The sequence below is a fragment of the Citrobacter portucalensis genome, assembly GCF_023374935.1.
Lineage (GTDB): Bacteria > Pseudomonadota > Gammaproteobacteria > Enterobacterales > Enterobacteriaceae > Citrobacter > Citrobacter portucalensis.
The window spans coordinates 2,560,429-2,579,391 of the sequence record NZ_CP092466.1; the positions used below are offsets into that span (position 1 = coordinate 2,560,429).

Sequence of the window (18,963 nt, forward strand, 5' to 3'; positions counted from 1 at the left end):
GCCGTTTCAGGAGAAAAGCAGGGCATCTAATCGTTTTTTGTCGGTTTCAGAGACATCCTGTGGGTGCTGATATCCCGCATTCTCATTCGCACGGGTGTACAAGGCAACCAGCCAGTCGTAAACGTAACGGCTTGCACCATGCGAGGGTTGTTCATCCAGCTTCGTCAGGCGTAGCATCGGCGATTGCTTCGGCGCGCTAAAAATAGCCGATCCTTTTTGGATCCTGCTGGCAGGGCGCTGTTCCTCAGCAACGTCGGCAAATCCAAGCCAGGTAATAAAATCACCAATATCGGCGTGTAACTGCGCGGCACAGACATTTTCGCGCTGCATAATGCGCTGTAAGCGTTGTGGCATCTCCAGGCGATAGCTGGTGGTGACGAGAATGTCGGCAACCTGCCTTAACGTACGGGGATCGAGTCGTAAACGGCGGGCATTATTTTCATCGCGACACCACTGGCGCACGTGGTTAATCCACATTTTGTGTGCCTGATATCCGGTCTCCTGACTTTCCGGCGAGTGTAGTGTGTCACGCACCTCGGCAAACAGGTCAATCTCTTCATTAAATAAACCGCTTACCTGCTCCTCGCGCGGTTGCTGAATACGCAGCAGCGACTCAAAAATGTGCATCGGCGGGAGTAAACCATCCAGCAGTTCGCCATGTTTTGCCGCTTGCGCCTGTAACTGGCGGATCACCGACTCGTGGCTATCCGATTCAGCTTGAGCGGGATTAATCCAGCTTTTCAGAGTTTCGCGGATGCGCTGTTGATGCTGCTCGCGTAGAGAAGTCAACCTGGCCTGGCGCTGCTGTGGTGAGGTTGCCTGAGTCAGCCATTCGACAAGACGTTGTAAGCTATGTTTATCCAGCGCCTGCAACGTACCCCAATGCAGCCCGGGCTTGCCCATTAATTGCTGCACGGATTCATCAAGGTTTTGCTGGGTACTAAAACGCGCATCCTGCGGGGTAATGGCCCAAACCACGCCCGGTAATGCGGCATCATGAACAGGTTGGGTATCGTTGACCCAGCCCAACAGCTTGCGGGTGATGGCGGGCGTCTGGGCGCGGGCAGAGACCGCGTTGCAGATTAAGAGCACATCTGGTTGCAGGTGCTGGCGATAATGTTCCAGCATCCAGCCTAATTTTGCCTGCCACAGTGGATGAGGATGAGCATCCGGGGCGAGGGGGATATCGAGCAGATCGACATTCTCCAGCACCGCGTCTTCAACCGTCAGGACCAGCTCGCGCGTGAGCAGCGCCAGTGACGACAAAGAAAGACTGACCGCATTGAGCAACTGATGATTTTCAATCGGATGAACCACCACATCGCTTTGCGCCTCATTATTGCTGGACAATGCCACCTGGGTCAGGAAACTTTCGGCAGGTAAACCAAAATGATCAACCAGCAGGCTCAGCGGGGCCGCTAATTCTTGCGCGTGTCCGGTTTGTTGCAACGTGTGCGCCAGCGCCAGCCACTGCTGCGTCAGCTCTGGTTGTTCTCCCCACAGTAACGCCCAGGCGTTTGCCCGGGTAGTCAGGTCCAGTGCGGGCAGCAACGTGGCAAACTGATACCATAGTGCATCGTCAATTTGCTGCTGGTTTGCCGGTACGCAGGAGCGCCAGAAACGACCAATTGCCGCAACATCATGTGCGGTAATGCCCGGCACCGGGTGACGCTGACGCAGCGTTTGCCATTTTTCCAGGCGCGCCTCAATAATCGATTTCTCGACCTGTCGGTTGTCCGGGAGCGCGCTGAACTGGGCGATAAATAGCTGTACCAGTTCGGCTTCACTGAGTAATCGCAGACGCAACGGCCATTCGTTATCATGCGGATTTTCATCGCGCGTAAAACGGATCGCCATATTGGTTGGTGCATGGCCCGGATTAATATGCGAGAAATAATCAAAGCTGCGATCCGGGGTAACAATATTCACTTTGCCAGTGGCATTGCAGCACAATGCCGCCAGCAGATGTGCTTTTGCCGATTGTGAGTGTCCGTATAACCCTATACATCCTTGCGATGAAAAGGTCGTCTTCAGCGCAGATTCACTCACTGCGGCTAGCGTAAGCTGTGCCAGCAGGGCATCCGCTTCATCATCAAGACGCGCCGCACGTTGACGGGTATCTACCACCCACTCGATGGCGGCCTGCGCGGTATTTAACATCTTACTCATTTCAGGTACACGCTCCCGCTATCAATCCAGTAATGGCTTCCGCTATGGCGACGGTCTGCCAGCGTATTCAGTTTTAACGTTAAGGCATTGGCGGCAACGGGGGTGCCATCCTGTAACCAGGCATCACTCAGGATGAAGAATTCCGGGCCACTTTCTTTGCTGCCGCCGCGTAGCTGCAGCCGAACATTCAACACGCCATCTCCGGCGATAGTTTTTGCCAGTTCGGCAGAGTTTATGCTGAGCGTATACAGCGGCGTGGCAGGCCAGCGGCTGTTTGCCAGTTGCCGGAATCCTAACGTCACGTTGCCACGTAACGGGAAATGCAACCGGGCATCCAGCTTCGCCCCAGGTTTATCCAGATCAATATCGTGATACCAGATGTTCTCATCGCGCAGGGTATTGACCGTATTATCCAGCACACCGAGAAAGCGTACGGTCGAGTAAGCGCCGATATCGGCAGCTTTAAAGTTAAATCGTGGCAAACGCAAATCCAGCGCCAGGCTGCACAGCATAGCGCCTACAGCAGCGGTGGATTTAGGATTACCAATTCGCCCTTGCTGGCTGAACGGATACCACTCATGCACGCGGTAGTTATCCATCCAGATCATACGATTAACCGGAACAGGTTGCAGATGGCGGATCAACGCCTGTACACCCGGTAAACAGGCGGGCCTGCCGGTCACTAATAAAATATCGCAGCGATAGTGTGAAATGGCCTCACAAACCGCGTGCAGCGGGGAAGTCAGGGTAAATTGACCTGCTAACAGTGCTTCTTGTAACTGCCTGAACTGTACCTGTAACGGCACGCTCAGAACATCAAACGCTGGCGACCCTGCTGGCAACGCATGGTCGATAGCCTGTTGGATGTAGTTCATCACGTTGCGCGTGGGTTGTTGACTCAGGAGTTCGCCAAAGGTGGCATGTAGCCCGGCGACCGGATCGTTAATATCGCTTTGTTCCCAGGCAGAGAGGACCGCATGACCAAGCGGCATAAAGAGCTGCAACGCCGTTTGTTGACGCAAAATCGCCTGGGTGTCAATGCGCCCGGAATCGCCAAACAGCGTGGCCAGCAATGCGGCGGCGTCGGTCACGCCAGCCAGTTGTAAGCGGGTTTGCAGCGCAGGCAACACGCAGCGCTGAATCACGTCCAGCAGCATGTCATCGCCCGCAACTTTAAAACCTTCACGGAACAGCAGATGCGGGGTAATTTTGACATTCGCGCCAACGCCGTCATCAAGCTGGTAATGAACGACAGCCATATCCGTTGTCCCGCCGCCAATATCGATCGATGCCACGCGCAGTGCTCGACCTCTAGTCTCACCAGGCTCCGGCAAACGGTCCGGGCGGGCAAGGGCGTTAAAGAACGATTCGGTGTGGCCATCGTAGTGTGAGATAGCCTCGTTATACAGCCACACCAGTTGCCCGCAACTGGCTTCATCCCATTCCATCTGAATTTCAGGTACGGGAACCACACTCTTTTCCTGCTGCTTACGGGTGGTGAAGTCTTCATCCTGCGGGTGCCAGCCCATCGCTTTCCAGACCAGGGCAATAGCTTCAAACATGCGCAGGCGGAAAATCTCGCGCTCCTGTTTGGGCATCGCCGACGGCAGGGTCAGGATCAGCGTCCGCAACTGACGAGGAGACGCCGGGAATCCGAGGCGCAAACGCGTCGCTACGCTGTTAATTTGCCCCAGCGCCTGGGCCAGTATTTCGCACAGCATATGTGTCATCAGCGTGCTGCGGCTGTATTGTGGTGAGAACACTGGCAGACGATCGTCCTGCGGCAGGCTGAACAGCGGTTGCCCGTCATCGTTCATCAGGTTCATCAGCGGGAAGGCGGTAGCCAGCGGTTCGCGCTGGGTTTTGCCATTCATCTGGCTAAAGCGCCAGTCATGTAACACCGGCGTTTCATCCCACAGATAGCGGCGCGGGCTTGAGATCCCACTGTTGCCCTCGGTGCCCATACGCTGCATCGCCAGCTTACGGGCTTCATCACCCACACGCACAATCGACGGCCAGATAAAGGCGTCATCACGTCCGCTCTCAACGGAAAAGTGCTGCTTACCAAAGCGCGCTTCGGAAAACTCCAGCCGACTGGTGAATAGCGGATCGTTGAGGAACTGCGGCTCGCTTAACGAACGGACCTGCAATTCAGCGGTCTGACGCAGCCCGTCATTGGCATCCCCGTGATCTTCAATCAGGACACCACAGGTATGGGTATTACCGATATCCAAAATAAGATCGACGGGAATGGCGGGGGTGCTAAGGGTGTGCGTAACCAGTTTCACTTCCGGGACGGAAAGCTGCTCACCTAACAGGGTCAGCACATTCAGCCAGTGCGCCTGGTATTCAAAGTTACGCAGCGCCTGCTGGATCTCTTGTTCTGAGCGGTTCTCATGTTGGGTGACATGGTGCATAAAAGATTCGCGCAACCAGCCGTCAATCCAGGTCTGGTCAAGGAAATCAGCAATTTCGTTGTCATGCCAGGCCAGCGCAAACCGTGTACCGTTAAGCAGATCATTTTCGTTGGGGGTTAACGCCGCAGGGCCATTTTCAGTAAGCTGGCTGTCCAGCGCTACGGTAACACGGTGGGTGTTGCCCGCGCTGTCCGGCTGCGGCAGCTTTCGCACCTGCACGCGTGCCCAGTTATCCGGACCTTCAACAAACGTACGCGGCGGGTTAAAGCGCAAAAACGGCAGCGGCAGCCAGACGCTGTCGAGCACGTCCAGCGAATAGTGCAGCGTCTGAGTGCTTTCCGGCTTCACCACTTCGGGTTGCGCGCCGGTGCTGCCCGGTAGGGTATAGCGTCCTGATGTCAGATCGAAGTCTAGTCTCAGTAGCGGACCGTTTGCCGTTTTGCGCACAAAGCGTCCGTGGTGCGCAGATTCCTGAGGCGTGAGGCCGAAATCCAGGAATTGCACACCGCTATTGGCGATGAGCGTCACGCTCTGTTTGTAATCACACAAATTCACCAACATAAAATCAGGCACCTATCTTTTTGATCGTCAGAGGGATTTCCGCGTGATCGTCATAACGCGCGGTACAGGCGGCGACGTCATTGGTTCCCGCTTTACAGGTAATTTCAGGCATCGGATAACGTGAACCGTCGGTACAACGGGCATTGCCGCGACTCTTAATCATTAATTCACCCGACTGGTGCAAACCAGAGAAAATCTCGGCACGACAAACAATATTGTCACCATGCACCACGCGCGCAGTGCCTTTATTGGCCTGGATCTGATAGCGCAGCGACGGCGCTTTGCCGCTCACCGGATCTTTAACATCGACCATGACGCGCCAGTTACCGTTGAGAAAACGCGTCGTTCCTGCCTTCATCTGGTTGGCATCCATCACCAGCGCATCTTTTGGAATTGCGGCAATCACCACCGGTCCTTCGACAGGTTTCTCTTTCTTCGCAGCTGGAGTCACTTCAGCACGATGCAGGGGCAGTACAGATGTCAGTGCTGGCAGCGATGCCATATCAACCTTAGCGACTTCAATAGCGGCTACTGCGGGTACGGGCTGGGTGGTCTGTTGCTTCCACAGCAGCGGCCCAACGATGGCTGCAATAATCACTGCGGCAACGGGGAGGCTCCACAGCGGCAGGCGGCGTATGGGCTTCTCCTGTACCGGCGACGCAGTGACTTCAGGTTCGTTAACAATAACCGGGGATTGAGGTTCAGGTTCAGCCGGTTTTGGCTGATCAACGACCGGCGTCAGTAAGGGGACATCGGCCTCGGCAAAGGTAATTTCCGGTGCGATTTCTTCTTCCTGTTCTGGCTCTGCTACGGTAACCACAGGAGGAACATCGGCAATGCGCAGGCAGTCGAGCACATCGTCGCGGGGATTTTCATTCAGATTGACGAAGCCCCAGAATGTAATAACGGGTTTACCATCAACCAGAAACACGTGATTTTCACCGGGAAACTGGATGGCTTTTTCGAGCAGTGAGCCAAACAGCTGTAGGGAGGTTTTCCCCGATTGCAGGCTTTTACGGCTCAGGGTCGCCGCATTTTCCAGCATGCTACCCAGATAGCGCAGCGCACGAAAACGTGCTTCTTCATCAGCGGCTTTCCACGCCACGGCTTTCCCTTCTATCGGGGAATACCAGTCAACCCGATCGCCGTTGTCGTTAATTTGTGGGATCGCCAGACAATCCACCATCGCCTGCTGTTTACGCAGACGAAGCGTTTCACGAATTTGCAATGCTGAATCAAACACGGCCTGACCACCGCCGCCCACGGCCTGATAGTCATCCAAATTGCCGCTGCGCAAGAGAGTTTTTGCCACGTTGTTACCCCTTAGACTTCTTCACGTATCTACTTTACGTTTTATAAAAACGAGCAAACGGCGAAAGAGAGGCAAAAAGGGGTTAATTTTCATGGCATAGAGTGCCGGGAAAAATCTTGACGTTTTGAAAAAGACTTAAGGGAAATTAATTCGCTTGGAGTGATGAATTATTCAGCGAAATACACCGGATTAGAATAACCTGATAGTGATTTGTTATTGGTCAGTTTTTGTCAGCTATGCTCTGATATCCCTGTTAATAATAAAATAAGAAGGCTTATAACCATGATTGCAAGGAAAACGTTACTCGCGCTGGCTCTCAGCGCTGTCTTACCGTCAGGCGCTGCGTTCGCGGCCAATACTGACACCATCATCTATTGCTCTGAAGCATCTCCGGAGTCATTTAACCCGCAAATCGCCAGTTCAGGTCCTTCATTTGTGGCCAGTTCACAGGTGCTCTACAACCGACTCATCAACTTTGATCCGGTAAAGAATACCCCGATACCGTCTCTGGCAACGGACTGGACGATTTCCCCGGACGGTAAGACTTATACGTTTACCCTGCGTCAGGGCGTGAAATTCAACAGTAATAAATTCTTTAAACCGACTCGCGACTTCAACGCAGATGACGTGATTTTCTCGGTATTACGGCAGAAAGATGCCGATCATCCGTATCACAAGGTTTCTCAGGGAAGCTACGAATACTTTAACGATGTTGGTCTGGATAAACTGATTAAAGAAGTGAAGAAGGTCGATGATTATCACGTTCAGTTTGTCCTCAATGAACCTAATGCCGCGTTTCTTGCCGACTGGGGTATGGATTTTGCCTCCATCCTTTCTGCGGAATATGCCGACGCGATGCTGAAAAAAGGCACCCCGGAAAACGTCGATAACTGGCCGATTGGCACCGGTCCTTACGTGTTGCAACAGTACAAGCAGGACTCGCAAATCCGCTATCTTGCCAACCCTAACTACTGGGATGGCGCCGTTCCAACGAAGCACCTGATCTTCTCAATCACGCCAAACGTCCAGACGCGGCTGGCAAAACTGCAAACCAATGAGTGCCAGATAATCCCGGCGCCAGCCCCCGTACAGTTTGACGAGATTAAAAAGAATAAAGATTTGACGCTGCATTCGGTTGAAGCGCTGAACGTCGGATATCTGGCGTTTAATACCGAGAAAAAACCGTTTGATAACGTACTGGTGCGTCAGGCGCTAAACTACGCGACCGATAAAAAGGCCATTATTAACGCCGTCTTTTTAGGTTCCGGTACGGTGGCAAAATCGCCGATTCCGCCGAATATGATGGGCTTCAATAAAGATCTGCAGGATTACGCTTACGACCCGCAAAAGGCAAAAGATCTGCTGAAGCAGGCGGGGCTGGAAAACGGCTTTGAAGCGACGCTGTGGTCAATGCCGGTTCAGCGCCCTTACAACCCGAACTCCCGACGGATTGCTGAGATGATCCAGAGCGACTGGGCAAAGGTGGGCGTGAAGGCGAAAATTGTGTCGTACGAGTGGGGGGAATATCTCTCCGGAATGCGTAAAGGTGAGCATGACACCGCGTTGTTTGGCTGGATGTCAGACAACGGCGATCCGGATAACTTCGCCGATGTGCTGCTGGGCTGCGACAGCATAAAAACCGGATCTAACGCCGCGCGCTGGTGCGATAAAGAGTATAATTCGTTGGTTCAAAAGGCGAAGCTGGTGAGTAAACCGGAAGAGCGCGCCGCGCTTTACCAGCAATCGCAAGAGATTTTCTACCAGCAGGCTCCGTGGATAGCTCTGGCAAACGGTAAAACGTTCTACGCTACGCGCAGCAACGTCAGCGGATACAGCGTCAGCCTGATGGGCAGTGATTTTTCAAAAGCAAAATTAAATTAATGAGTTAAGGAGAGGTTATGTCGCATCTGGATGAGGTCAGCGCACGTGTTGATGCCGCCATTGAAGAGAGCGTCATTACGCATATGAATGAATTGCTGATTGAGCTCAGCGATGATGTCGCGTTGAGCCGGGAAGACCGCTATACCCAGCAACAGCGTTTGCGTACGGCTATCGCACATCATGGCCGTCAGCATAAAGAAGATATGGAAGCCCGTCGCGAACAGTTGACCAAAGGCGGCACAATCCTCTGATATTTCCCTTATCCGACCTACAGGCACGTTCTGTAGGTCTGATAAGCGAAGCGCCATCAGGCAATTAAAATGAACGTCTCGCCACCAGCCACGCCCCGATGACCAACAGCACCGCGCCACAGACCGGACCTACCAACGCCCGCAGCGGCACGCCGTGACTACGTAGAATATCCAGCACCAGTCCGCCGATTAACTGGCTAGCCACCAGCACCGCGATAGTGGTAGCGGCCCCCACATTTTGGTACCCACTGATACTGGCAAAAACAAAGAACGATCCAAGCAATCCGGGGATGAGCGTCCACCAGCGCACGCTGGAAACCAGTTCTCCAAATCCCGCAGCTCCTTGCTTAAACCACAGTATGCTGACAAACAGCACGATCCCGACCAGCGAGTTAAGCAACATGGCGATAAGGATCGTCGAGGACGTCTGGGTGATGCGTACCATCAAGGTATTTTGCACCACCAGACCAATACCTGCGGCAATCAGAAAGGAGAGGGTCAGCGTCTGGTTCATCTACAGGCATCCGGATCGCGGCGATCGTCTAGCTGTAACTGCATGAAGGTCAGATCCAGCCAACGGCCAAACTTGGTGCCAACCTGCGGCATTTGCGCGGTGGTTTTAAAACCCAGCAAGCTGTGCAGATGCAGTGATGCCTGATTCTGAGACTCAATACCTGCCACCATCACATGCTTGCCGCATGCGCGGGCTTCGTCTATCAGTCTGCTGAGCAGTGCCCGTCCTAGCCCTTTTCCCTGATGTTCAGGATGAACATACACCGAATGTTCAACGGTATGACGGAAGCCATCAAAGTTACGCCAGTCGCCAAAGGAGGCGTATCCTGTAACAACGCCATTCTCTTCACTCACCAGCACCGGATACCCCATCAATTGGCGGGCTTCATACCAGGAAATACGGTTTTCGGCATCGACCGTTTGATCGTTCCAGATAGCCGCCGTATGCAGTACCGCATGGTTGTAGATTTCTGCAATGGCGGCGCAGTCTTCTTTGCTGGCAAATCGAATTGACATGTTGAACCTCAGGGCTTGTTCACTATAGTATTACAATATGAATACTATTGAAGACAGCATAAATCAACGGATCAGTGCAAGAATTCGCATCGAGCGGGAATCTCGCGGTTGGTCACTCACGGAACTTGCCGAGCGCGCGGGTGTGTCGCGGGCCATGATCCATAAAATAGAACGCGGCGAGAGTAGTCCAACGGCTACGCTGCTGGGCAGGCTTTCCGGCGCGTTTGGCATTAGCATGTCTACCCTGATTGCGCGGGCTGAAATGCAAGAGGGCAAGCTGCTGCGCTTCGTCGATCAGCCTGTCTGGCACGACCCGCAAAGCCACTATCTGCGCCGCCATGTTTCACCGCGCAGCGATCTGCCTATCGATCTGGTGCAGATCGAATTACCCGCCGGAAGTGATATCCCGATGCCAGCCTCTTCCTATGTGCAGGCCAGACAACTTATCTGGTTACAGCAGGGAGAATTAGTCTTTGTCGAAGGGGACGTACGCCATGAAATGCAGGCAGGTGATTGCCTGGAACTTGGCCCGCCGAATGACTGTCGGTTTATCAATGAAGCCGCGCAACCCTGCGTTTACCTGGTTGTGCGGTTAAATCACGTCGTCAGCTAAATAGCAGGAACGGGCTGCTACTATTGATGGATTCATGCCAAAAGCAGAGGAGCACATCATGGGTCAACAGACTAATCGTAACCGTCGTTGGGTACTGGCTTCCCGCCCACATGGCGCGCCAGTCCCAGAGAACTTCCGTCTTGAAGAAGATGAAGTCGCAACACCGGGCGAAGGCCAGGTGTTGTTGCGCACCGTTTATCTTTCCCTTGATCCCTACATGCGTGGCCGCATGAGCGATGAGCCATCTTACTCACCACCAGTAGAGATTGGTGGTGTTATGGTGGGGGGTACCGTAAGTCGCGTGGTGTCATCCCACCATCCGGACTACCAGCCAGGCGAATGGGTATTGAGCTACAGCGGTTGGCAGGACTATGACATCTCCGACGGTAACGGGCTGGTGAAGCTTGGCGATCATCCCGAGCATCCCTCCTGGGCGCTGGGAGTTATGGGTATGCCGGGGTTTACCGCTTATATGGGCCTGCTGGATATCGGTCAGCCAAAAGCCGGGGAAACGCTGGTGGTAGCTGCCGCAACCGGGCCGGTTGGCGCAACGGTCGGGCAGATCGGTAAGCTTAAGGGTTGTCGGGTGATCGGTGTGGCGGGTGGGGCAGAGAAATGCCGACATGCCACCGAGGTCTTGGGTTTTGATGTCTGTCTCGATCACCACGCACAAGATTTTGCGCAACAACTGGCAAAAGCCTGCCCGCAGGGTATTGATATTTATTACGAAAACGTCGGTGGAAAAGTATTTGATGCCGTTCTGCCATTGCTCAATACCTCAGCGCGGATTCCGCTTTGTGGCCTGGTCAGCGGTTATAACGCAACGTCGCTTCCGGCCGGACCTGACAGATTACCGCTGTTAATGGCAACGCTGCTGAAAAAGCGTATCCGCATGCAGGGTTTTATCATTGGTCAGGATTATGGACACCGTATTCATGAGTTTCAGCGGGAGATGGGGCGCTGGGTTAAAGAGGGCAAAATCCACTACCGCGAGCAGGTGACCGACGGTCTGGAAAATGCGCCACAAACCTTTATCGGTCTGCTGACCGGCAAAAACTTCGGCAAGGTAGTGATTCGTCTTGCTGAGGATTGATGCGTAAAGGTGGAAGACGGTGAATGCCTGTAACCAGGCCTGCTTCGTACAAAATGTAGGCCTGGTAAAATGCCAATGTCGTTATCTGGTATTCATGGAGAAAATAAGAAGGTTACTACCCGAAAGCGAATAAACACTCCACATTGAGATAAATAATGATTACTATTCTCATTCTTAAAAAGGCAGAACCATGATTTTGCTCATTGAAGCTATGTGAAGCAGTAACAAACGAATTTATCAAAGGGAGTCGTCATGTCTTTACGTCATCTGTTTTCGCCGCGTCTGCGTGGTTCTTTACTGTTAGGTTCACTGCTCGTTGCATCATCTTTTACTACGCAGGCTGCAGAAGAACTGCTGCGCAAAGCCGTCGGCAAAGGCGCCTATGAAATGGCGTACAGCCAGCAAGAGAACGCGCTGTGGCTGGCGACCTCACAGAGCCGCAAACTGGATACCGGCGGGGTGGTTTATCGTCTTGACCCGGTCACCCTCGAAGTGACCCAGGTGATTCATAACGATCTCAAACCATTTGGTGCCACCATCAATAACGCCACGCAAACGCTGTGGTTCGGCAACACGGTAAACAGCGCGGTTACGGCGATGGATGCCAAAACCGGTGCGGTGAAAGGACGTCTGGTGCTGGATGCGCGTAAACGTTCTGAAGACGTTCGCCCGCTGCAGCCGCGTGAGCTGGTCGCCGATGATGCCACCAACACGGTATACATTAGCGGTATTGGTAAAGAGAGCGTGATTTGGGTGGTGGACGGTGAGACGATCAAGCTGAAGGACACCATCCAGAATACCGGCAAAATGAGCACCGCTCTGGCTGTCGACAGCAAGGCTAAACGCCTGTACACCGCCAATGCCGACGGTGAATTCATTACCATTGACGCCGCCACTAACAAAATTCTCAGCCGCAAAAAACTGCTGGATGACGGGAAAGAGCATTTCTTTATCAACCTGAGCCTGGACACAGCGGGCAACCGCGCCTTTGTCACCGACTCTAAAGCGGCGGAAGTGCTGGTCATCGACACCCGTAATGGTAACGTACTGGCAAAAGTCGCTGCGCCGGAATCCCTGGCCGTGCTGTTTAACCCAGTGCGTAACGAAGCCTACGTGACCCATCGTCAGGCCGGAAAAGTGAGCGTGATCGACGCGAAAAGCTATAAAGTCGTTAAAACGTTCGAGACCCCAACATTCCCGAACAGCCTGGCGCTCTCTGCCGATGGTAAGACCCTGTATGTCAGCGTGAAACAGAAGTCTACCCGCGAGCAGGAAGCCACCCAGCCGGACGATGTTATTCGTATTGCGCTGTAAATAACGGGAGGGGGAAACCCCTCCTGTCATTTCTCTAAACCCCACGATACGCCTCGTTACACCCCGCCAGTAGCCCGACCCACTTCAGGGACTTACACTACGCCCTCAACGGCTAACTGAATAACACGGGAATACCATGAAAAAGCCATTTATCTGTCTGTGTGCAGGCGTAATGCTGTTTACCCTGGCAGGGTGTACCACCGATTACGTCATGACGACCAAAAGTGGACAAACCATCACCACCCAGGGTAAACCAAAACTGGATAAAGACACGGGAATGACCAGCTATACCGATCAGGATGGGAATGCGCGGGAAATTAACAGTAACGACGTAGCGCAGTTGATTGAAGCGAACTAAAAAAGAAGGCCTGAAGGGGTAACCTGTCAGGCCTTTTGCCGTTATGGCGCGGTGCGGTGGATTTCCGCGACGCGTTTACGCACGCCGAACCAGCCTGCAACCAGCAGGATGGCAATCAGCGGTAATGAGGCGATGGTATAGGTACCGTTTGGATAGTCAAACGCCATCAGCACCAGCACGCTCAGCAAGAACAGCAGCGTGAGCCACGAGGTAAACGGTGCGCCCGGCAGCTTAAAACTGACGTCAGCCGTTTTACCTTCTTTTATGGCCCGGCGCAGACGCATCTGACAGACCATGATAAATCCCCACGATGCAATAATGCCCAACGACGCGAAGTTCAACACGATCTCAAACACCTGCGACGGTACCAGATAGTTCAGAAATACCCCAACAACATACACGACCAGCGTGGCGAGGATCCCCGCCCAGGGTACCTGCTGACGGCTCATTTTAGCCATGAATTTAGGCGCCGATCCGCCCATCGACATGGAACGTAAAATACGCCCGGTGCAGTACAGCCCAGAGTTAAGGCTGGAAAGCGCCGCGGTGAGCACCACAATATTCATGATACTGCCGATATACGGCACGCCCAGTTTGGAGAAGAAGGTAACAAACGGGCTTTGCCCCGCCTGATAGGCGTTCCACGGCAGTAACAGAACCAGCAGCACAACCGAACCCACATAGAACAGTCCAATACGCCAGATAACGCTATTGATCGCTTTCGGCACCATGGTTTGCGGATCTTTGCATTCTCCAGCAGCGGTGCCCACCAGTTCAATGGAGGCAAACGCAAAAACTACCCCCTGAACCAGTACCAGCGCTGGAAGCAGACCATGTGGGAAGAATCCACCGTTGTCGGTGATCAGGTGAAAACCGGTGGCGTTACCATCCAGCGGCTTTCCAGTACCTAAAAAGACGGTACCCACCACCAGGAAAATCACAATCGCCAGCACTTTGACCAGCGCAAACCAAAACTCCATCTCCGCGAACCACTTCACGCCGATCATGTTCATGGTGCCAACAATGGCCAGCGCGCCGAGGGCGAACACCCACTGCGGTACATCACCAAATGCGCCCCAGTAATGCATATACAACGCCACCGCGGTGATATCGACAATACCGGTCATCGCCCAGTTGATGAAGTACATCCAGCCAGCCACATAGGCGGCTTTCTCACCTAAAAATTCACGGGCGTAGGAGACAAAGCTGCCGCTGGAAGGGCGATGTAAAACCAGTTCACCAAGCGCGCGCAGTATAAAGAACGAAAAAATACCGCACACCAGATAGACCAGCGCCAAAGCAGGACCCGCCATTTGCAAGCGTGCGCCAGCCCCTAAAAACAACCCGGTACCAATTGCGCCGCCAATGGCGATCATTTGTACCTGTCGATTCCCCATCGCTTTGTGATACCCCTCTTCGTGGGCATTCAACCAGCGTCGTTTCGCCGCATGTTGTTCCGCGGCTTGCGTGTTGTTTGTGTTCATTACTTTTCCTGTTGACCTGACAAAAATACAAAATCCTTTTTGCCGCACCTGCTGCGGCGAAAAACAGCCTTACCCTTCATTGTGTTACGGGGGAAAACTGCCGGCCGAGCATCCTACATTCAATTGTTCGGTTCCGCAAAGCCCCGATAACAAGAATTCAGCATTTTTGTACAGCCAGCACTGGCGCGGTGTGGCCTCGATTCAGCCAATAAAAGAGAAGGGCGTAAATACGTGGAGAGGTGTGCGCTTATCGAGACATTCACCCGATAAGCGCCGTAAGGTTATGCTGATACGCCAAAGACCTGAACGGCCTGCTGTAAGCGCGATGAACGTTGAGTCAGATCGGCGGTAGCATCGGTGACACGCTCCACCATCTCAGCGTTATTGTTTGTCATGGTGCCAACGCGTGAAATCGAATCGTTAATCAGATCCAGCGCCTGGGTTTGCTCACGCGTCGCCAGACTAATATCTTTGATCATCATCGACATCTGTAAGACATCGCCAATCATCCCAGTGAGATGCGTTTCCGTTTGCTCCACCATTTTGACGCCGCTGTTAACGTTAGCGACATTCTTCTCAATCAGCTGTTTGATCTCTTTTGCCGCGGACGCTGAGTGCTGCGCCAGATTACGGACCTCTGCCGCCACAACGGCAAAACCACGCCCGGACTCCCCGGCTCGCGCGGCTTCAACCGCGGCATTGAGCGCCAGAATATTAGTCTGAAAAGCAATGCTGTCGATAACGCCGATGATGTCGACTATCTGCCCGTTGTCACGCGATATCGCCTGCATCATGGCGATAGTTTGTTTCATAATATCGCCGCCTTCTGCCGCATTGGCGCTGGTTTTATCGGCCATGGTCATAGTATGAGCCGCAGTCTCAGCAGTTTGCTGTACCGCGCTACCAATTTCTTCAATGGCGGCAGCGGTTTGTTGCAGGTCGGCGGAGGTTTCTTCTGAACGCTTGTGCAGCGCCGTACCTTCTTTTGATACCCGTTGACTGATGGCGCGAATACCGGATATTTGCGTACTGACATCATCGACCAGGGAACTCAGATTAAGCCCGGACTGATTAACCAGACGCATCAGCATTCCGATCTCATCCACCCGATTTAAATGACAGTTATCAGGTTTTCTCCCGGATACCACTTTCTTCATTTGCGTCAGTAGCGTATTAACTGGCTGACAAATTTGATACTTAAGGTAAATAGCAAGCATCAGAAATAAGAACAATAACCCTCCCGCCTGAATAAATGGATTAACAGGAGTGAAGAGAAATAGCACAGAGAGCAGGGCGATTACCCCTAAAGAATAATTGACGCGCTGGCTAATGCTCAGCCATTTAAACATTGATGCCCATGACAATATTCCGCGACGAATGAAAATACCTTTAAAAAGACGAAACCCTTTAAGCTGCTGATTATTAATTTTTTGATATAAGCTTTCGCTTTGAGTTATTTCATCGCGCGAAGGAACGGTACGCACCGAGATGTAGCCGGTGAGTTTTTCATTGTGCCAGACCGGCGTAACGTTGGCGCGAACCCAGTAATGGTCGCCATTTTGTCGACGGTTTTTCACCATCCCCGTCCAGCTGTCTCCCTGCTGTAGCGTGTACCACATATCGGCGAACGCCGCGGGAGGCATATCGGGATGGCGAATAATATTATGTGGTTCGCCCATTAACTGCTGTTCGTTAAATCCGCTGGCATCAATAAACGCGGAGTTGGCGTAGGTAATATGACTTTCTTTATCCGTCGTAGAAAGCAGCGTCGCTTTATCGTTAAGTGCGTGCTCAATTTGTGTAACGGGCATGTTACTTTTCATAGAGGTCCCATGGTGCTATGTATAATCCATACAAAAATCCCCGCAATAAAATCGGGGGATATTAAAATCTGTTTTAAACCGTTTTAATAAGAAACGTTGCATTCTCTACTAATCATCAATTCTGTGGAAGTAGTTAAAATAAAAATTTCTATGTAAATCATTCATCCTGCGTCATAAAAGTGAAACAATTAATACAAGCGTATAACGTCACAAGTCGTTTAAACTGACTTAACGTAAATCACGTTAAAAAACCTTTTCGTAAAAAGAAAACTGGCATCAAATGATTTTGATGTTATTACCGTGATGCCAACGACCCTATTATATTTTGTAGGCTATTAATTGCGGGTATTTTTCAGTTAAGCGTTACGACCTGTACTGGGCGATCCAAATTTTAACCCTGGCAGCGACAGGGGTTGTTATCTACTTTTTAGCTGAGCAAATGTGAATTAAATGTTTCAGTATGGCTATTTGATAAATTAATAATAAAGACATGTTAACAAACATAGGCTCGTAACATGTCATATCGCCTGAGTATTCTGGATAAAAGCCCCATCGGGGAAGGTGAAACTGCCGCGACCGCGCTTTCCCGTACGTTGCGCCTGGCGCAACTGGCAGAAGAGTGGGGGTACCATCGTTTCTGGATCGCGGAACACCATAATACGGCACAGCTGGCCAGCCCATCGCCGGAGCTGGTGATCGCCTGGATCCTCGGGCAAACCCAGCATATCCGCGTAGGTTCCGGCGGCGTAATGCTGCAACATTACAGCCCGTACAAAGTGGCGGAAAACTTCAATCTTCTGGCATCGCTGGCTCCTGGACGTGTCGATCTCGGCGTAGGGAAAGCCCCTGGCGGCTTACCGCTGTCGACCCAGGCGTTACAGCATGGGCTGCATCAGGCAGAAAAAGGCAGTTTTGCCGACCAGCTTTCTTTGCTTAACGATTGGCTGGCGCTGAGCGGAACGGAAAGCGGGGAAACGGTATTCCCGACGCCAATTCCACCGATTTCACCGGAAAAGTTTGTACTGGGAGCCAGTGTGCAAAGCGCGCAGTTAGCAGCGCAATCCGACTGGGATTTCATCTTCGCAGCGCACCTCAATGGTGACAAAGCGTTATTGCATGACGTTTTGTCCTTCTGGCAGAGAAACAGTGCACGCCCGACGATAGTCGCCGTGCAGGTAATTGTGGCTGACAGTTACGACACCGCTGCGCAACTGGCGGAAAACGTACAAATCTGGGGCGTGGAGCTGGAAGATGGTCAACGTGTCACGGTAGCCAGCGAAGAACAGGCGCTGGCGTTTGCCGCTCAGTCTGGCAGCCCACCACGCAAAATCGCGCGTCGTGAGCAGGCGTTGCTACATGGCACCGCTCAGGAGGTGATGGCAAAGCTTAATTCTCTGCATACGCAATTTGGCATTGACGAGTTCATTATCGACACGCCAGTGGCGCAAGGGCATGCGCGTCTGACATCGCTGCGTTTGTTGGCGCAAGCCCATAACGCCGTGGAGGTGCTCTGATGACTCTCGGCTCAACGCTTATCGACTGGCGTCGTGAACTACATCAGCATCCGGAGCTTTCCCTGCAGGAGGAAGCAACCACGGCGCGCATTCACGCCTGGTTGCACGCTGCGGACGTCGACATTCTGCCGTTCGAGCTGAAAACCGGTCTGGTCGCGGAAATTGGTCAGGGAGAAGATGTCATCGCGCTGCGGGCGGATATCGACGCTCTACCGATAGAAGAAAGCGCCGACGTTCCGTTTCGCTCCCTCACGCCGGGCGTGATGCATGCCTGCGGGCATGACGTCCATACCAGCGTCATGCTTGGTGCAGCACTGCTGCTAAAACAGCAGGAAATAACCTTACCGGGGCGAGTACGTATTTTGTTCCAGCCAGCTGAAGAGAGTTTCGGCGGCGCAAAAACGTTGATCCGCGCCGGTGCGCTGCAAAACGTAGCGGCTATTTTCGGTATGCACAATGAGCCCGGTTTGCCGGTGGGCGAATTTGCCACACGCGGCGGCGCATTTTATGCCAATGTCGATCGCTTCGTGCTGCGCATTAATGGCAAGGGCGCACATGCGGCGCGTCCGCATGAAGGTAAGGATGCCATCCTGCTCGCCAGCCAACTGGTAACGGTGCTGCAAAGCGTTGCCAGTCGCGACGTTAACACGCTGGATTCGGTGGTGCTCAGCGTGACCCGTATTCAGGGAGGAAACACATGGAACGTTCTGCCGGAGTCCGTTGAGCTGGAAGGGACACTCAGAACGCACCGAACCCAGGTACAGCAGCAGGTTAAGGCTCGGGTTAATGACATTGCCGCCGGATTTGCCCACGCCTTTGGCGCACAAATCGACGTAATCTGGCATGCGGGACCAACCGCGTTGGTAAATGATGATCGTTGGGCCGATATTGCCACCGCGGTGGCGAAACAGTCAGGCTATACCACCCACCATGCCGACCTGCATATGGGCGGGGAGGATTTTGCCGTCTACCTGCAAAATACACCTGGCGCATTTGTCAGTATTGGCAGCGCCAGTGAATACGGATTACATCACCCGGGATTTAATCCGGACGAGCGTTTAATTGAACCTGCCGCGCACTACTTTGCGCAGTTAGCAAAAACGGCATTCGCACACCTTTAAGTTTACCTGTTGGGTAGGGGTTA

The 18,963-nt window shown here is 52.9% G+C and carries 15 protein-coding genes; 8 read left to right on the top strand and 7 right to left on the bottom strand.

Features of this window, described 5'->3' with window-relative positions; translation table 11 throughout:
* Positions 1-6: 6 nt before the first annotated feature.
* The 3 genes from LY264_RS12490 to LY264_RS12500 are packed head-to-tail and all read right to left on the bottom strand — an operon-like array spanning position 7 to position 6,459.
* Entirely contained in the window at positions 7-2,169 is a 2,163-nt protein-coding gene (locus LY264_RS12490) for a virulence factor SrfC family protein (protein ID WP_048227588.1), read from the bottom strand.
* Positions 2,166-5,147: a virulence factor SrfB gene (locus tag LY264_RS12495; protein ID WP_048227589.1), complete on the bottom strand. Its 2,982-nt coding sequence runs from the start codon at positions 5,145-5,147 to the stop codon at positions 2,166-2,168. The genes LY264_RS12490 and LY264_RS12495 overlap by 4 nt, the downstream gene beginning before the upstream one ends.
* 4 nt (positions 5,148-5,151) lie before the next feature.
* Positions 5,152-6,459 (bottom strand): SrfA family protein, encoded by a 1,308-nt coding sequence (locus tag LY264_RS12500; RefSeq protein ID WP_048227590.1) that lies wholly within the window; start codon positions 6,457-6,459, stop codon positions 5,152-5,154.
* A 282-nt stretch (positions 6,460-6,741) separates the two neighbouring features.
* Between LY264_RS12500 and LY264_RS12505 the strand changes: the two genes are divergently transcribed.
* Together LY264_RS12505 and LY264_RS12510 are read left to right on the top strand one after the other, a co-directional pair.
* Positions 6,742-8,340: an ABC transporter substrate-binding protein gene (locus LY264_RS12505; protein WP_048227591.1), complete on the top strand. Its 1,599-nt coding sequence runs from the start codon at positions 6,742-6,744 to the stop codon at positions 8,338-8,340.
* Between the two features lie 17 nt (positions 8,341-8,357).
* Entirely contained in the window at positions 8,358-8,591 is a 234-nt protein-coding gene (locus LY264_RS12510) for a YdcY family protein (RefSeq protein WP_003020183.1), read from the top strand.
* A gap of 64 nt (positions 8,592-8,655) precedes the next feature.
* Here LY264_RS12510 and LY264_RS12515 read toward each other — a convergent pair whose 3' ends face one another.
* Together LY264_RS12515 and LY264_RS12520 are read right to left on the bottom strand one after the other, a co-directional pair.
* The gene (locus LY264_RS12515; RefSeq protein ID WP_048227592.1) at positions 8,656-9,105 is read right to left on the bottom strand and encodes a DMT family transporter; all 450 of its coding nucleotides are present in this window, start codon (positions 9,103-9,105) and stop codon (positions 8,656-8,658) included.
* On the bottom strand, positions 9,102-9,620 hold the full coding sequence (locus LY264_RS12520; RefSeq protein WP_048214158.1) for a GNAT family N-acetyltransferase: 519 nt from the start codon (positions 9,618-9,620) through the stop codon (positions 9,102-9,104). The genes LY264_RS12515 and LY264_RS12520 overlap by 4 nt, the downstream gene beginning before the upstream one ends.
* 37 nt (positions 9,621-9,657) lie before the next feature.
* Here LY264_RS12520 and LY264_RS12525 point away from each other — a divergent pair, with 37 nt between their 5' ends.
* The 4 genes from LY264_RS12525 to LY264_RS12540 all read left to right on the top strand — a co-directional run bounded on the left by LY264_RS12525 (position 9,658) and on the right by LY264_RS12540 (position 12,998).
* Positions 9,658-10,233, top strand: coding sequence for a helix-turn-helix domain-containing protein (locus LY264_RS12525; protein ID WP_048214159.1), 576 nt, complete (start codon positions 9,658-9,660; stop codon positions 10,231-10,233).
* Between the two features lie 58 nt (positions 10,234-10,291).
* Positions 10,292-11,326, top strand: a complete 1,035-nt coding sequence (locus LY264_RS12530) for an NADP-dependent oxidoreductase (RefSeq protein WP_048227593.1) — start codon at positions 10,292-10,294, stop codon at positions 11,324-11,326.
* A 252-nt stretch (positions 11,327-11,578) separates the two neighbouring features.
* On the top strand, positions 11,579-12,640 hold the full coding sequence (gene yncE, locus LY264_RS12535; RefSeq protein WP_048227594.1) for a 7-bladed beta-propeller protein YncE: 1,062 nt from the start codon (positions 11,579-11,581) through the stop codon (positions 12,638-12,640).
* Positions 12,641-12,776: 136 nt separating this feature from the next.
* The gene (locus tag LY264_RS12540; protein ID WP_003020157.1) at positions 12,777-12,998 is read left to right on the top strand and encodes a YgdI/YgdR family lipoprotein; all 222 of its coding nucleotides are present in this window, start codon (positions 12,777-12,779) and stop codon (positions 12,996-12,998) included.
* A gap of 41 nt (positions 12,999-13,039) precedes the next feature.
* Here the strand turns inward: LY264_RS12540 and ansP are convergent, their stop codons facing one another.
* Together ansP and LY264_RS12550 are read right to left on the bottom strand one after the other, a co-directional pair.
* The gene (gene ansP / locus LY264_RS12545) at positions 13,040-14,482 is read right to left on the bottom strand and encodes an L-asparagine permease (protein ID WP_003833088.1); all 1,443 of its coding nucleotides are present in this window, start codon (positions 14,480-14,482) and stop codon (positions 13,040-13,042) included.
* 281 nt (positions 14,483-14,763) lie between these two features.
* Positions 14,764-16,305, bottom strand: coding sequence for a methyl-accepting chemotaxis protein (locus LY264_RS12550; protein ID WP_048227595.1), 1,542 nt, complete (start codon positions 16,303-16,305; stop codon positions 14,764-14,766).
* A gap of 515 nt (positions 16,306-16,820) precedes the next feature.
* Between LY264_RS12550 and LY264_RS12555 the strand changes: the two genes are divergently transcribed.
* Both LY264_RS12555 and LY264_RS12560 read left to right on the top strand, forming a co-directional pair.
* Positions 16,821-17,819, top strand: coding sequence for an LLM class flavin-dependent oxidoreductase (locus LY264_RS12555; protein ID WP_048227596.1), 999 nt, complete (start codon positions 16,821-16,823; stop codon positions 17,817-17,819).
* A complete protein-coding gene (locus LY264_RS12560; RefSeq protein WP_048227597.1) occupies positions 17,819-18,940 on the top strand; it encodes an amidohydrolase in 1,122 nt (373 codons plus the stop codon). Before LY264_RS12555 ends, LY264_RS12560 begins: the two co-directional genes overlap by 1 nt.
* The last annotated feature ends 23 nt before the right edge of the window (positions 18,941-18,963 follow it).